14 protein-coding genes are annotated in these 14,660 nt (G+C 39.9%); 6 read left to right on the forward strand and 8 right to left on the reverse strand.

The features are described 5' to 3' along the window. Positions 1-30: 30 nt before the first annotated feature. Together murI and ASF86_RS14265 are read right to left on the reverse strand one after the other, a co-directional pair. A complete protein-coding gene (murI, locus tag ASF86_RS14260; RefSeq protein ID WP_004640924.1) occupies positions 31-897 on the reverse strand; it encodes a glutamate racemase in 867 nt (288 codons plus the stop codon). Positions 898-952: 55 nt separating this feature from the next. Continuing rightward, positions 953-1,564, reverse strand: coding sequence for a DUF1285 domain-containing protein (locus tag ASF86_RS14265; RefSeq protein ID WP_056483052.1), 612 nt, complete (start codon positions 1,562-1,564; stop codon positions 953-955). A gap of 186 nt (positions 1,565-1,750) precedes the next feature. On the opposite strand from ASF86_RS14265, the gene ASF86_RS14270 reads away from it, so the two are divergent. Continuing rightward, on the forward strand, positions 1,751-3,463 hold the full coding sequence (locus ASF86_RS14270) for an electron transfer flavoprotein-ubiquinone oxidoreductase (protein ID WP_056483055.1): 1,713 nt from the start codon (positions 1,751-1,753) through the stop codon (positions 3,461-3,463). Positions 3,464-3,507: 44 nt separating this feature from the next. On the opposite strand, the gene ASF86_RS19880 is transcribed toward ASF86_RS14270, so the two are convergent. Continuing rightward, complete coding sequence (locus tag ASF86_RS19880) at positions 3,508-3,888, reverse strand: hypothetical protein (RefSeq protein ID WP_056483057.1); 381 nt, start codon at positions 3,886-3,888, stop codon at positions 3,508-3,510. A gap of 132 nt (positions 3,889-4,020) precedes the next feature. After that, entirely contained in the window at positions 4,021-4,278 is a 258-nt protein-coding gene (gene tusA / locus ASF86_RS14280) for a sulfurtransferase TusA (protein WP_005037115.1), read from the reverse strand. A gap of 185 nt (positions 4,279-4,463) precedes the next feature. Here tusA and ASF86_RS14285 point away from each other — a divergent pair, with 185 nt between their 5' ends. Further along, positions 4,464-5,303, forward strand: a complete 840-nt coding sequence (locus tag ASF86_RS14285; protein ID WP_004794939.1) for an HlyC/CorC family transporter — start codon at positions 4,464-4,466, stop codon at positions 5,301-5,303. Continuing rightward, on the forward strand, positions 5,300-6,859 hold the full coding sequence (gene lnt, locus ASF86_RS14290; RefSeq protein ID WP_056483060.1) for an apolipoprotein N-acyltransferase: 1,560 nt from the start codon (positions 5,300-5,302) through the stop codon (positions 6,857-6,859). Before ASF86_RS14285 ends, lnt begins: the two co-directional genes overlap by 4 nt. A 1-nt stretch (position 6,860) precedes the next feature. On the opposite strand, the gene ASF86_RS14295 is transcribed toward lnt, so the two are convergent. Beyond that, a complete protein-coding gene (locus tag ASF86_RS14295) occupies positions 6,861-7,199 on the reverse strand; it encodes a tRNA-binding protein (protein ID WP_056483063.1) in 339 nt (112 codons plus the stop codon). A 243-nt stretch (positions 7,200-7,442) separates the two neighbouring features. On the opposite strand from ASF86_RS14295, the gene ASF86_RS14300 reads away from it, so the two are divergent. Further along, positions 7,443-7,706: a DUF2798 domain-containing protein gene (locus tag ASF86_RS14300; RefSeq protein ID WP_003654645.1), complete on the forward strand. Its 264-nt coding sequence runs from the start codon at positions 7,443-7,445 to the stop codon at positions 7,704-7,706. A gap of 64 nt (positions 7,707-7,770) precedes the next feature. Here the strand turns inward: ASF86_RS14300 and ASF86_RS14305 are convergent, their stop codons facing one another. From ASF86_RS14305 to gspF, 3 genes are all read right to left on the reverse strand, one after another. Beyond that, a complete protein-coding gene (locus ASF86_RS14305; protein WP_003654643.1) occupies positions 7,771-8,115 on the reverse strand; it encodes a hypothetical protein in 345 nt (114 codons plus the stop codon). 269 nt (positions 8,116-8,384) lie between these two features. After that, positions 8,385-8,969: a type II secretion system major pseudopilin GspG gene (gspG, locus tag ASF86_RS14310; RefSeq protein WP_056483066.1), complete on the reverse strand. Its 585-nt coding sequence runs from the start codon at positions 8,967-8,969 to the stop codon at positions 8,385-8,387. A gap of 23 nt (positions 8,970-8,992) precedes the next feature. After that, entirely contained in the window at positions 8,993-10,198 is a 1,206-nt protein-coding gene (gene gspF, locus ASF86_RS14315; RefSeq protein WP_005045048.1) for a type II secretion system inner membrane protein GspF, read from the reverse strand. Positions 10,199-10,346: 148 nt separating this feature from the next. On the opposite strand from gspF, the gene ASF86_RS14320 reads away from it, so the two are divergent. After that, positions 10,347-12,575 carry a primosomal protein N' gene (locus ASF86_RS14320; protein ID WP_056483069.1) on the forward strand — a complete coding sequence of 743 codons (2,229 nt, stop codon included), beginning with the start codon at positions 10,347-10,349 and terminating at the stop codon, positions 12,573-12,575. A gap of 76 nt (positions 12,576-12,651) precedes the next feature. Continuing rightward, entirely contained in the window at positions 12,652-14,496 is a 1,845-nt protein-coding gene (locus tag ASF86_RS14325; protein ID WP_056483072.1) for a monovalent cation:proton antiporter-2 (CPA2) family protein, read from the forward strand. The last annotated feature ends 164 nt before the right edge of the window (positions 14,497-14,660 follow it).

The following is a 14,660-nucleotide window of genomic DNA, read 5'->3' on the forward strand; positions in this document are numbered from 1 at the left end:
AAACACTACTTTCTAAACGATGCCAAAAAACTAGTTCAGATTATGCAGTGTCCAAGTTAACTCTTGTGGAATCATATGTTGTAAAACAGGTTGCAGTGCCTCAGCATTATTTCCGCTGACATAACATTCAATACGTGCAACATTCTGACCTATTTGGTCACATAATAACGCATTTTTTATTAAAATACGGGCTGTTTGTCGGGCTACTGCTAATCCGGAATCAACCAGTGTGAATTGGTTATCAAAAAGATGATGAATTGCTTCATTTAAGAAAGGATAATGAGTACAACCGAGCACTAAATAATCTGCACCTTGCTCAGCGGCAGGCTGTAAAACCTCTTTTAATGCATTTAAACATGCCTCCCCCATTTGCTGCCCTGCTTCCACACAAGGAACAAGTTCGAGATTGGTTAAAGTCATCACTTTAACACCTGCTGGAACAGCAAACTTTTCAACAACATCTTTAATGAGTTGTCCTCGAAAAGTAGCAGGTGTCGCCAATACAGCAACCACTTTAGAGCGTGTTTGCAATACGGCAGGTTTTAATGCTGGAACTAACCCAACAATTGGAAAGTGTTCACCATAATGCTCGCGTAAATGATCAAGACTAAATGCTGAAGCAGTATTGCATGCTACAACCGCAATTTTGCAACCCTGACGGTATAACCAATCGACAGCACGAGCAGTGAGTTCCCTAATTTCGTCATCGGAACGTGGACCATAAGGAACATAGGCAGTATCGGCATAATAAACAATACGTTCGTTTGGCAAATATCTGGCAATTTCTGCTGCAACTGACATTCCTCCAATTCCCGAATCAAAAATACCAATTGGAGCATCCGCAGATGCGTTAGGCATAGGTTCTAGATCGGTAAATAGAGGTTGTATGGCTGTCATGGCTGTCATGGCTGTACTGAAGTGTCGGAAATTTTCACTTCCTAAAGCTTAAACCTCAAGTGCCTAATTGCAAGAGCAAATTACCACTTTTTAACTCTAAAATGGTTTCACCATTATCATTTTCGATGAGTGTTCCATAGTTCACTAAATGATAAAAAGACTGACGTTGAATAAGGGCATTAACTCCAAAACGCACATGCACATAAGGACGCAATTCCCCCTCATATTCACGCATAAAAATTGGATGTTCAGCATCGACCAAAATCACATCTTGATTCGTCGTGGTCAGTTGTAAAAATTGATCACCTGAAATTTCAACTTGATCTACCTGATTGACTAATAAAGGTTCATCTTCGACCTCAATTTCAATTTGTTCTACGGGGGTTTTCAGGTAGAATTTACCCTCTTCTTTCCATAGGACTTTGGTAAATAGATCTAATAGGGCTTGGCGCTTAATCAATTGACCTTCGTGCCACCATTCTCCATTGGCTTTAACCGTCAAATCCATTTTGCCGCAATGCTTTGGATGCCACTGCTCTAAAGGTGGAATTGACCTTTTGTGACTTTGCTGTACACCTTTTAAGTATTGTGCAATGTTCATTAAGTTTTTATCATCAGATAACGGTATTTTTCCCATATCCGATGGGGAATTATTTTGATTTACCATAGTTTATGCCTTGCTGACGAAAAAATATGACGACTCAGCCAATTGGCTAGATCATGGTTTAAAACTATACTAGCCAAAACGATAAAAGGCACAATAGCATATTTGCGCCTATGGATTAAAACACTCACGGCAGCACCGAATTTCTGAATATGACGGTTGCCACCTTTAAGTATTGAGGAGTCCTACATGGAACACATCGAACGTGAATCGATGGAGTTTGACGTTGTCATCGTAGGTGCAGGACCTGCAGGTCTATCTGCTGCGATTAAGATCCGTCAATTAGCGATTGAAAATAACTTACCCGATCTTTCTGTTTGTGTAGTTGAAAAAGGCTCTGAAGTAGGTGCGCATATCTTGTCTGGTGCTGTGCTTGAGCCACGTGCCATCAACGAACTTTTCCCGAACTGGAAGGAAGAAGGTGCGCCTTTAAACGTACCTGTAACTGAAGATAAAACTTTCTTCTTGTTATCAGACACCACATCTAAAGAAGTGCCTCACTGGATGGTTCCTAAAACCATGCATAACGATGGCAACTATGTTATCTCTTTAGGTAACGTGGTTCGCTGGTTAGGCCAAAAAGCTGAAGAATTAGAAGTATCTATCTTCCCTGGCTTTGCTGCATCTGAAGTGCTTTACCACGAAGACGGTACTGTAAAAGGTATTCAAACTGGTGACATGGGTATTGGTAAAGATGGCGAACCAACGCATAACTTTACACCAGGCTATGAACTTCACGCTAAATACACCCTCTTTGCTGAAGGTTGCCGTGGTCACTTAGGTAAGCGCCTGATTGCTAAATATAACCTTGATAAAGATGCTGATCCACAGCACTACGGTATCGGGATTAAAGAGCTTTGGGAAATCGATCCTGCAAAACATAAACCGGGCTTAGTCATGCACGGTGCAGGCTGGCCATTGGCTGAAACAGCTTCTTCTGGTGGCTGGTGGTTATACCACGCTGAAAACAACCAAGTAACTTTGGGTATGATTGTGGACTTGTCTTATGAAAATCCACACATGTATCCATTTATGGAAATGCAGCGCTGGAAAACTCACCCACTGATTAAACAGTTTTTAGAAGGTGGTAAACGTATTTCTTACGGCGCACGTGCTGTAGTGAAAGGCGGTTTCAACTCATTACCTAAATTGACTTTCCCAGGCGGTTGCTTGATTGGTGATGATGCAGGTTTCTTAAACTTTGCAAAAATCAAAGGCTCACATACTGCCATGAAATCAGGCATGTTGTGTGGTGAAGCTGTATTTGAAGCGATTGCTGCGGGTGTAGAAAAAGGCGGTGACCTTGCGATTGCACGTGTTACCGAAGGCGAAGATTTATTCACTAAAGAATTAACGTCATACACTGACAAATTTAACAACAGCTGGTTAAAAGAAGAGCTTTACAACTCTCGTAACTTTGGTCCAGCGATGCATAAATTTGGTCAGTGGATTGGTGGTGCATTTAACTTTATTGACCAGAATGTCTTTAAAGTTCCATTTACTTTGCATGACTTGAAGCAAGACTTCGCTGCATTGAAAACGGTTGATGCAACCAGCTTCAAGCCAAACTATCCAAAACCAGATGGCAAGTTGACTTTTGACCGCTTATCTTCTGTGTTTATTTCAAACACGGTTCATGAAGAAAACCAGCCAGCTCACTTGAAGCTGACTGATGCTTCAATTCCAGTGAATGTGAACTTACCGAAATGGGATGAGCCTGCTCAGCGCTACTGCCCAGCTGGTGTTTACGAAATCATGGAAGATAATGATGGTTCTAAACGCTTCCAGATTAACGCAGCGAACTGTGTTCACTGTAAGACCTGTGACATTAAAGACCCATCTCAAAACATCACATGGGTAACACCTGAAGGTGGTGGTGGTCCAAACTATCCAAACATGTAATACAAAAAAGCCCCGATTATTCGGGGCTTTTTATTGGAATTCGCTTATTGAAAAGGCGGTATTTTTGCTACGTTTAAATTGAGATTCTTTTTATAAAAAATAAATGTGCCTAATAAAAATAGGCCAAGAAAACCAAAGTTTCGAGCTAAATCGAAGTACCAAACCGATTTACCAAGTAATAAATCAAGAATTAACATGAACCCCATAAACCTTGTATGTAAAATCAGACTCATCTTTATTTTTGGTTCGGGAGCAAAAGATGTATTTCTATAACCCAATAGAATTGACCCCAAAATAATAATAGTAACTAAAATAATGGTGGCAAGAGTTTCAGATAACCAAGCGGTTTCTAGATTTAATAAACCAGCAATACAGAAAAACCAAAGACAAATAAATAAGCTTCGTTTCACAAAATAATCATTCATTTTTATACGTCATTTATATACATCATTTTATAGATTATATAATGATTCTTATTTGTAAAAAATTATCATTTCAAATTAAATTTGAATTATTAATGGCTTCTAATAGTTTTTATTAGAAGCCTTATTATTCTATTACCCTTTCTTCACTAAGTAATGAAATTCTTTATGACCATTTTCATCTAAGCGTTCTTCTTGCAAAAGCAACTCATGGCCTAAATGCATACAAAATTTAGGAATATCCCACGAAGTCGAATTGTCTGTTGCGAAGACTTCAACCACATCGCCAGATTTAGATTTGCGGATGGCTTGATGCAACATCATGACAGGTTCAGGACAACGTAAACCACGTGTATTAATTTGGACAGTAGGTGAAATGGATTGTTCCGACATAACAAACTCGAACAAATAGAATTTTCACATTTTAGCATAAACAAATTACTGACCTGTTAACTGTAACTGGCTTTTACATAACAATATGCGTTTTGTCTTTTAGCTGGTTTTATAGATGCATATGCATCTTTTCTTCGGTATGATTCAAAGTATTCATTTGATAGATTGAGTCTTTAGGAAAGATCATGCAAGAGGAACCAAGTCCATCGTGGGGAATGCGAGGCTTACGTAAATGGTTAGGTACAGCACCAGAAACCCGTGATGAATTATTAAAATTAGTCCAAAATTCACGCCGCTTTTTAGAACCAGATACTGTTGCCATGCTTGAAGGTGTTCTTGACCTTCCTGCTACAAAAATTCGTGAAGTCATGACACCACGTACAGCAATGATCAGTTTGCAAGAAGATGATCAGTTACTTGATATTCTTGATGTACTGGTCGAGTCTGCTCACTCACGCTTTCCAGTCTTCTCTTCTGATCAGCCTGATAATGTTGTCGGGATTTTGCTCGCAAAAGATTTGTTGCCATTTCTAACTGAACCGAATACCAAAGTGGATATTCGAGTTCTGATGCGTCAACCTTTATTTGTTCCAGAAAGTGCGCGTTCCGATCAGGTACTACGCATGTTGAAACATACTCAGACTCACATTGCGATTGTGATTGATGAATATGGTTCAACGGCTGGTCTTGTTACGCTTGAAGATATTCTTGAAGAGATCGTTGGCGAAATCGAAGACGAACATGACACTGCTGATGAAGATGCTCAGTACATTGTTCCTGACAATGACCATACGGTAGCAAATGCATGGATGGTGCAAGCACTTACACCAATTGAACATTTCAATACTGTTTTAGATGCTGATTTTTCTGACGATGAAGTAGAAACTGTCGGCGGTTTATTGCTTCAAGAGATTGGTCTGGTAAGTGATTTACAAGGTCAAACTGTTGAGCTTGGAAATTGGTTATTTACAATTGTTGAAGCAGATGCCCGCACTATTCATCTGATTCGAGCTGTACGTCAATGAGAGCATACTTTGAAAAGCTGTTAGATTCTTCGCAACAACAAAAACAGCTTCCTTTAATTTTTCCTTTACTCATTGCTTTATTTTCAGGTGCCGTATTCAGTTTTTCACTGGCACCTTATTATTGGTGGTGGTTGGCAATATTATCTCCAGCCCTACTCTATGCATCATTACATAAACGCTCAGCCAAACAAGCTTTTGCTATTGGCTGGAGTTATGGCTTTGGTTTATGGTTTGTGGGAGCTTTCTGGCTCTACACGTCCATCCATGTATATGGCGATACCAATGCGTTTCTAAGCGTTTGTATGATTGCCATTATGGCCCTTGTGATGGGCCTGTTTACCGCATTCCAGACTTGGGTTTACCGACGTTTCTTCCCTGAAACACCACTGACTTTCGCACCACTCTGGATTGTTTTCGAGTGGGCAAAAACTTGGGTATTTACAGGTTTTCCATGGCTGTTTGTGGGTTATGCTTTTACCGAACGTTTACTCGATGGTTATGCGCCTCTATTCGGTATTTATGCAATTTCCTTCGTCGTCATTGTATTAGCCTGTGCTTTAGTTGAAGTTCTACGTAAGCGTATTTTCTGGGTTATCCCTTCTGCCCTGTTAGTTTTGGGCGCGTGGGGAGCATCATATATACAGTTTGTAAAACCTAAAGCTGCCAAGCCGCTTAGTGTTTCACTCATTCAAGGTAACATTCCACAAGATTTAAAATGGCTAACCGAATATCAAGTTAGAACATTAGAAATTTATGCTGGTTTGACTCAATCTGAATGGGGCCGTGACTTAATTGTATGGCCTGAATCTTCAATTCCACTCTTCCAAACCGATATCGAACCGTTTTTGGATGCAATGGATGCACAAGCTAAAAAGAACCACACTGCATGGGTAACCGGAATTCCTTACTGGGATGTTACCAAATCACATGAAGTTGGTAGCCCACTGTATTACAACAGTATTATGGCTTCTGGAAGCGATTCCAGTGGTCTATATAAAAAGCAGCGTCTTGTTCCGTTTGGTGAATACATCCCTCTTTCAGGTCTACTCTCTTGGGTATTACCAGCCATGCAAAATGATATTAGCATGAGCGGTTTTACACGTGGCGAGAGGGACCAAAAACCACTTATGATTAAAGGGCACGCGCTTGCCGCTGCGATTTGTTATGAAGTGGCTTATCCAAACCTCACCCGACGTAATGCAGAAGACAGCGACTTTTTAGTGACTGTATCTAATGACGCTTGGTTTACTGGCACTGCTGGGCCATTGCAACATTTACAAATGGTACAAATGCGAGCTAAAGAAAATGGCCGCTGGTTTATCCGTGCAACCAATACAGGTGTAACAGCCTTTATTGATCAAAATGGTCATATCACAGAACAAGCACCGATCGATAAAGAGTTTGTCTTGAGAGGTGATTTACCAGCCATGCAAGGTCAAACGCTTTATAACCGTTTAGGTGATTATCCAATTTTAGGATTTGCAGTATTACTGCTGATTTTAGGTTGGGTTTATCGTCCACGTAAAGTTGACGTTTCTTTTAAATCCCGCCGCTAACTTACAATAACTTTGTACCCAGAGGCACTTCAAACTCTGGGATACAAAGTGCTACATCACCATCTGCATTATGAAACCCTGTCACCAAACATTCTGACTGAATAGGTCCGATTTGTTTTTTAGGGAAATTCACTACAGCAACCACCAGCTTACCAACTAAATCTTGTGACTGATAGAGTTTAGTAATCTGTGCACTCGATTTACGTACCCCTAACTCTTCACCAAAATCTACATGCAAAATATAGGCAGGTTTACGTGCCTTTTCGAAAACTTCAGCTTCAATAATTTTACCCACGCGAAGCTCTACTTTAAAAAAATCATTCCACTCGATTTGTTCCATTTACTTTTTCTCATGTGCTTAAATATCTGATTTGAAGCATATAATATGTACAAATAAAGAAACACTCTCTTTTTATTTCCAGTTTTCAAAATTCGTGCTAAATTAAATCTGCTCATCAAAAAGCCGTAAACGTTTACGTCAATCAACGTGCCAACATACCTCCAACAATGCTTGGAGCTATTTGTTCAAAATATTTTTATATTTTTGAATGGCACTGGCGTTTGTTGGTTTACGGAGTCAAAAATGCAAAACTCAAAATCATTGTTTAGTTTTAAAAAACTTCCAAATCGCTATACATCTATTGTTTTACCCTTTCTTCTATCGATCATTATGACGTTTGTGGTTTCAATGATTAGTACATTACGAAGTTTGGGATTAGAAGAATTTTCCATTTATGTATGGATGTCTGCATGGGCTATTTCTTGGTTAATTGCTTTCCCAACGCTACTTTTCATCCTGCCTATCGTTCGTAAAATTACAGCAATGCTAGTACAACAGCCTGCTTAAATTAAAAAATAAAACGTAGATATTCAGTCTACGTTTTATCTAAAAATTTGGTTTTAAAATATTATTAAAAAGCGATCGATAATTGCAAAGATAAATAAGCAACTAAACTCGATAGAAAGACCATTGGTACATAACGATAGGCTTTAAAAAGCAATTGCTCATATTTAGTGGATATTTGTTTAGCTTGCCAGACACTCGCTTTTAATGCAGTAAAGAAGCTCACCATTAACCATGCACTCACGATACTTAATGCGAAGAAACCAATCATAATTTGGCTACTTCCTTCGGTATTAAGCCATAGCTTTAAAAAAACTTCGGCAATCGGCAATAAACCCAAAATCAATAGGACAGACTTCAGCATTACCCAATGAAACTGAGTCAGTTCATCTACTATGAGAAATGCTTTCATTTAATCTCTCCTTTTAATGTAATAAAGTGCTTTTTATTTATTATGCAAAGCTTTTATTTAAATATATAGCTTATTTTTCTCTACATTTTAACTTTCTTGTAACTATTAAATATGGGAATAATTCTTATTATAAGTCTCAAATATAACTATTAACTTTATTTCATATATTTCAAAAACTTACTATATTTTTTGTGATTAAGAAAGATTATCAATTCGTATTTACCAGTTTATATTCTTAACCGAATTGATAATCTCCATTATATTTTCAATTAAGGTTGATAATAAATATCTGCATCATTACCTTCACCACCCTCTTTGCCATCTGCTCCAAATGAGTACAAATCAAAAGCTCGACCATCTGCACCTGGAATTACATATTGAACATCATTTTTCCAACTATCTTTAGGATAACCACCTTTAACATATCCACCCGGCATCCAGTTTTTTGCTGTAGCAGGCTGATTCACTAAAGCATCTAGTCCACCTTCTTGCATTGTTGGGAAATGACCGTTATCGAGCTTGTACTGATCTAAAGCACCAGCCACACCTTTTAATGTAATTTGGGTGGTATCAATTTTAGCTTTTTCACTACGCCCCATGACATTTGGTACGATGAGCGCTGCTAACACGCCTAAAATTACAATCACAACCATAACTTCAATGAGGGTAAAGCCTGAGGCACGTTTCATTCGAACGCCGTTCGAGCGTGCCCCAAGTCCGAAAGCTACGCTTGAGGAGCAGTCATTTAATAAAGCGCTATGCTCGGAATGGCACGTTGGGTCAAACTGATTTGAAACCGCAGATTCACTGTGTTGTTCCATCGCTGTTTCGCTTTGAATATTTTTTACTTTCATCATTATCTCTAATATCAAAGTTATTAAATCATATTGTTCATATTTACGATTGGCAGCATAACCGCGATTACAATAACCAGTACAATGCTTGCCATTAAAACCAGCATAAGCGGTTCAAGTAATGCCAGTAAGGTTGAAATAAATGTTGTAACCTCACGGTCTTGCATGGTCGATGCTCGTTCTAACATGCGGTCGAGCTCACCTGATGCCTCACCACTTCGAATCATTTGTACCATCATTGGTGGGAAATAACCACTGCGCTCAAGCTGCGTACCCAAGTTACCACCTTCTGTAACACGCTCAGCCGCATGGGCAATTGAATCGCGGATGACCCAGTTATTGGTCACTGCTGCACCAATTTTTAATGCATCGACCAATGGCACGCCTGAACGGGTCAAAATAGATAAGGTACTTGCAAAGCGTGCAGAATTAATACCACGTGACAGTTTACCGAATAATGGCAATTTGAGTGTTAATCGATCAAAAGCATAATGCCCAGCTGTTGTTTTTAAAAACCGTACAAATGCCACAATTCCCACAACTGCAAAAATAATAATAAACACCCACGCATGACGAATAAAATCGCTCGCTTTCATTAAGGCGACCGTAATCCACGGCAGTGCATCTTTGTTTTGATCAAAGGTTTTAACAATTTCTGGCACAACAAAAGTCATTAAGCCCATGACAATAGCAAATGACATCAGCATTAAAATGATCGGGTAAATCATGGCGCCCTGAACTTTCTTTTGCATGGCAAAACGGTTTTCGGTGTAATCCGAGAGCTGATCTAAAATCAGATCTAAATGTCCAGAACGCTCACCTGCAGCAACTGTTGCAATATAGAGGTCCGGAAAACGTCCAGATTGCTGCATACCTTGAGCCAATGAGTGTCCTTCCATGACTCGCGAACGAACAGACGATAAAAGATTTTGCACATGCGCTTTTTCACTTTGCTTGCTCACCGCACGTAAAGCTTCTTCTAAAGGAATTGCGGCTGCAACCAAAACAGAAAGTTGTCTGGTCATGAGTGCCAAATCATAGGCACTGAACTTTTTTTGAAATAACCCCTGACTCTGATGTTTATCTTTTTGTTCAACAGGGTCAACGCTAATTGGTGTCCATGCTTTATCGCGTAATTGTTGGCGAATCTGGCGTGCTGAGTCTCCCTCAAGCACTCCTTTTTGCTGCTTCCCTGAAGCATCAATGGCAGTAAATTGATATGCAGGCATGGTAATGTTCTAATTTTCCAAAAATAATAGTCGCTGCTGTTGCATCTATGCTACGCAATCATTCATATTCATTCTATAGCCTGTGTAGAATACCCAAGTCCTCTTCACGACGCTATGCCGTTTTTTAAAATTGACGAAATGAGCCTCTATGACCATAACGCCAAAGCCTGATTCAGTTGTTTATCGTGTGCGTGTTGCCGTACCTGTGCATCTGTACGACACTTTTGACTATACACTCACCGAAGCACAATATGAACGGGCTCAAGTAGGCTCACGCGTCGCTATTTCATTTGGGCGACAAAACCTAATTGGTATCATCACTGAAAAAGTGAATCCACATGAGCCATTTACAGGCAACTTTCAGCTTAAAGCCATTTCTGAACTTTTAGATGAACAACCTATTTTAGATGAACAAGTTTTAAGTTTATTGACATGGTCTGCACAATATTACCAATTTCCAGTTGGCGAGGTCATGCAAACCGCCCTTCCGGCTATACTGCGTCAGGGCAAACCGATGGACGTTTTGTTCCATCTCTGGAAAATTACTCCATGCGACAATGTTGAGGCACTGCTTAAACGTTCGGTGAAGCAACAAGATGCTTATCAGATTTTAAAGTTACATCCCTCTGGAACAACAGAGAACATTCTCAATTTAAGTGGCGTAGAAACTGCAACACTTAAAGCGCTAGAAAAGAAAGGTTTGGTTGAATGTACGCTTGAACCACACGACTTTAGCCCTACACCTGTTCAATTGGCACAAATGCCGCTCACGCTAAATGAAGACCAAAAGCAAGCAACTCAACAGGTTATTAAAGCACAGCATCAATACCAAGCATTTTTGCTAGATGGCTTAACGGGTAGCGGTAAAACTGAAGTTTATTTACACATCATGCACGAGGTGCTGAAGCAAGGTAAACAAGTACTGGTTTTGGTGCCTGAAATTGGTTTAACCCCTCAAACCATTTCGCGTTTTAAGTCTCGTTTTAATTGTGATATTGCTTTATTGCATTCTGGCCTCAACGACTCCAAACGTTTACAAGCATGGCAACAAGCACAGACCGGAAAAGCATCTATTATTTTAGGGACACGCTCAGCGATCTATACACCGCTGCCACGTTTGGGCTTAATCATTTTAGATGAAGAACATGACCTGTCTTATAAACAACAAGAAGGCTTCCGTTACCATGCGCGTGATGTCGCACTATACCGAGGACACTTACAAAACTGCCCAGTGATTTTAGGTTCGGCAACACCAAGTATCGATAGTTATTATTTGGTCGAAACTGGCAAGTTAACTTCACTGCAACTCAACAAACGTGCTGGACATGCACTTTTGCCTAAAATGCATTTGATTGATCTTAAAATTGTCAAAAAACAGCATGGAATTAGCCAGCCTCTTATTGAACAAATCAAACATACTTTAGCTAGAAAAGAACAGGTTTTAATCTTTTTAAACCGTCGTGGTTATGCACCTGTACTGGTTTGTGAAAGCTGTGGATGGCAAGCCAATTGTCCACATTGTGATGCACATTTTACTTTGCATACCCAGCCTTATTCTTATTTACATTGCCACCACTGTGGAACCATTCATCGCTTACCAGATCATTGTCCTGAGTGTCAGCAAAAAAGCTTAAAAACTTTAGGTGCAGGAACAGCTAAGGTCGAAGAACACTTACAAGAATTATTTCCAGAGCATGACGTGATTCGGGTTGATCGTGACAGTACGAGTCGTGTCGGAAGCTGGCAAAAAATCTATGATCGTATTCATCAAAACAAACCAACAATTTTACTCGGCACTCAAATGTTGGCAAAAGGTCACCATTTCCCACATGTGACTTTGGTTGCCATTTTAGATATTGATGCGGGTTTACTTAGTGTCGATATCCGTGCACCAGAACGTACTGCGCAATTGATTGTTCAAGTGGCTGGCCGTGCAGGCCGTGGTGAGCATAAAGGTCATGTCTATTTGCAAACATTAAGGCCAGATCACCCACTCCTAACCACACTCATCGAAAAAGACTATCGCGCGGTTGCCAAACAAACATTGGCTGAACGTAAAGTTGCTTTGCTACCGCCTTATCGCTATGCAGTACTCATACGTGCAGAGTCGAAGGACCGAGACTATACCTTGCATTTTTTAAATGAAGCTGCTGAGCAACTTCGCCAAGTTGCAGGTGAGATTGTTGATATTTGGGGACCTATTCCAGCGCCGATGGAACGTAAAGCGGGACGCTATCGTGCACACATGGTGATTTTATCTGCCGACCGTGCCCGTCTACATTTTTACTTAAGACAATGGTGGTCTCAATTGGTTCATGCCCCAAGACAGCATCAGCTCAGGCTATCAATTGATGTCGATCCACAAGAATTTAATTAGATGATTTGAATATCATGGTGTGAAGAAGCCTTTTTGGCTTTACACTTAAAAGAGACTAATACATTCGAGGCAATGAATGTCATTCCTACTGCAAGCAACAATCTTTCTTGGAGCTTCTCTGATTTTAGTCCCTCTTGGCAAACGCCTAGGGATAGCAACAGTTTTAGGTTATTTATTTACAGGAATACTTCTAGGTCCTAGTGTTTTAAATATTGCACATGACCCTGAAGCGATTATGGAACTTGCCGAATTCGGTGTCATTTTATTGATGTTCCTGATTGGTTTAGAACTAAGACCACAGCGGTTGTGGGAAATGCGTGACTCTATTTTTGTAATGGGAAGTCTGCAAGTCCTCATTAGCGGTGGCGTACTTATGCTGATCATACTATTACTCTTTAAGCAGCAGCTTTCTGTCAGCTTTGTCATTGGTTTTGCCCTTGCACTGTCTTCCACCGCTTTTGTATTGCAGCTTCTGACTGAAAAGCAGCAACTCAACACGACTTATGGTCAGCAGTCTTTTTCGATTTTACTCTTTCAAGATATAGCGGCGATTCCCTTACTTGCCATCATTCCATTATTGGCAGGAACAGAATCTACCCATCATGGTGTGGCTTATTTTGCGGCTATCATCGCAACATTCACTGGTCTATTTCTATTTAGTCGTTATGTGATGCGTCCATTTTTCCGTTTTGTTGCCAAAAGTGGAGCAACTGAACTCATTACGGCGGTAGGATTATTTATTATTCTTGCTGTCGTTTTGCTGATGGATACGTTAGGTATTAGCACGACATTAGGTGCTTTCCTCACAGGCGTATTATTAGCAGATTCCGAATTTCGTCACGAAGTTGAAGCCAGTATTGCACCGTTTAAAGGCCTACTACTTGGCTTATTCTTTATGACCGTGGGTATGACTACTCAACTGTCACTATTGATTGAAATGCCGTGGCTTATTATTGGTGGAGCAATCGGCTTACTGGTCATTAAAACACTGATATTGACCACCATTGCACGCTATAAAAAATACAGTTGGAATAACAGCCTACTATTAGGAACTTGTTTAGCTCAAGGCGGTGAGTTTGCTTTCGTCATTTTAAGCTTAGCTAAAAGTGAAAAGATTTTAACTCAAGCTTTATTAGAACCTGTGACGCTTATTGTGACTTTGTCGATGGTACTCACGCCAGTGATTTACTGGATTATGGCAACTCAGGTGATTCCTCTGTTTAATAAGGAACGTCCACCTGAGTATGATGAAATTCCTCAGCAGGATAACCCGATTATCATTGCTGGTTTTGGTCGGTTTGGGCAAATTATTGCGCGTATTGCCCGCCTGCAACATCTAGGGTTTACCGCAATTGATAACAATCTTCATCAAGTCGACTTTGTCAGACGATATGGTGGATCACTTTATTATGGTGATGTGACCCAACCAGATTTACTGCGTTCTGCGGGTATTGAAAAAGCCAAAGTATTTATTTTAGCGATTGATGATGTCGAAGATTCTATGAATGTGGCACGTCATCTCAGATTAAATTATCCAAACTTAAAGCTATTGGCTCGCGCTCGTGATCGCCATCATGTACATCTCTTAAGAGATTTAGGTGTTGAATATATTTGGCGTGAGACGTATTTATCTTCATTAGGAATGGCTTATCGGGCCTTACGAGAACTCGGGATCTCTGACGAGCAAGCCTATAACAATATCGAAATCTTTCGTGACTATGATGAGAAATTGCTCATACAACAGCAAAGTATTTATACTGATGAACAAAAGATCTTTGAGACGCATCGTAACGCTTTAGCCGAACTTGAACATCTATTTGAAAGTGATGCTCAACAACAAGCCACGTCAAAACACGATGTGAATTTAAAGCGTCATTTACAGCCAAATCGCATTGATATTACAAGAGATCATCTAGAATAACTTGAGATTTCAAAAAATGGCTATATTAAGGACTTATTCACATTGCCTAAATAATTGGACAATGGACACCAAGCTGTCCTTTGTTCTACTTGCGGCTTCGCTGCATTCCCTAAGCTTGCTTAAAACTAAATTGTTATAATCTACTTAGGGCCCTGGAGAATATT

Source organism: Acinetobacter sp. Leaf130, assembly GCF_001423205.1.
Lineage (GTDB): Bacteria > Pseudomonadota > Gammaproteobacteria > Pseudomonadales > Moraxellaceae > Acinetobacter > Acinetobacter calcoaceticus.

Coding starts and splice junctions, on each gene's coding strand:
- murI (WP_004640924.1), bottom strand. CDS start 897: ATGACAGCCATACAACCTCTATTTACCGATCTAGAACCTATGCCTAAC.
- ASF86_RS14265 (WP_056483052.1), bottom strand. CDS start 1,564: ATGGTAAATCAAAATAATTCCCCATCGGATATGGGAAAAATACCGTTA.
- ASF86_RS14270 (WP_056483055.1), top strand. CDS start 1,751: ATGGAACACATCGAACGTGAATCGATGGAGTTTGACGTTGTCATCGTA.
- ASF86_RS19880 (WP_056483057.1), bottom strand. CDS start 3,888: ATGAATGATTATTTTGTGAAACGAAGCTTATTTATTTGTCTTTGGTTT.
- tusA (WP_005037115.1), bottom strand. CDS start 4,278: ATGTCGGAACAATCCATTTCACCTACTGTCCAAATTAATACACGTGGT.
- ASF86_RS14285 (WP_004794939.1), top strand. CDS start 4,464: ATGCAAGAGGAACCAAGTCCATCGTGGGGAATGCGAGGCTTACGTAAA.
- lnt (WP_056483060.1), top strand. CDS start 5,300: ATGAGAGCATACTTTGAAAAGCTGTTAGATTCTTCGCAACAACAAAAA.
- ASF86_RS14295 (WP_056483063.1), bottom strand. CDS start 7,199: ATGGAACAAATCGAGTGGAATGATTTTTTTAAAGTAGAGCTTCGCGTG.
- ASF86_RS14300 (WP_003654645.1), top strand. CDS start 7,443: ATGCAAAACTCAAAATCATTGTTTAGTTTTAAAAAACTTCCAAATCGC.
- ASF86_RS14305 (WP_003654643.1), bottom strand. CDS start 8,115: ATGAAAGCATTTCTCATAGTAGATGAACTGACTCAGTTTCATTGGGTA.
- gspG (WP_056483066.1), bottom strand. CDS start 8,969: ATGAAAGTAAAAAATATTCAAAGCGAAACAGCGATGGAACAACACAGT.
- gspF (WP_005045048.1), bottom strand. CDS start 10,198: ATGCCTGCATATCAATTTACTGCCATTGATGCTTCAGGGAAGCAGCAA.
- ASF86_RS14320 (WP_056483069.1), top strand. CDS start 10,347: ATGACCATAACGCCAAAGCCTGATTCAGTTGTTTATCGTGTGCGTGTT.
- ASF86_RS14325 (WP_056483072.1), top strand. CDS start 12,652: ATGTCATTCCTACTGCAAGCAACAATCTTTCTTGGAGCTTCTCTGATT.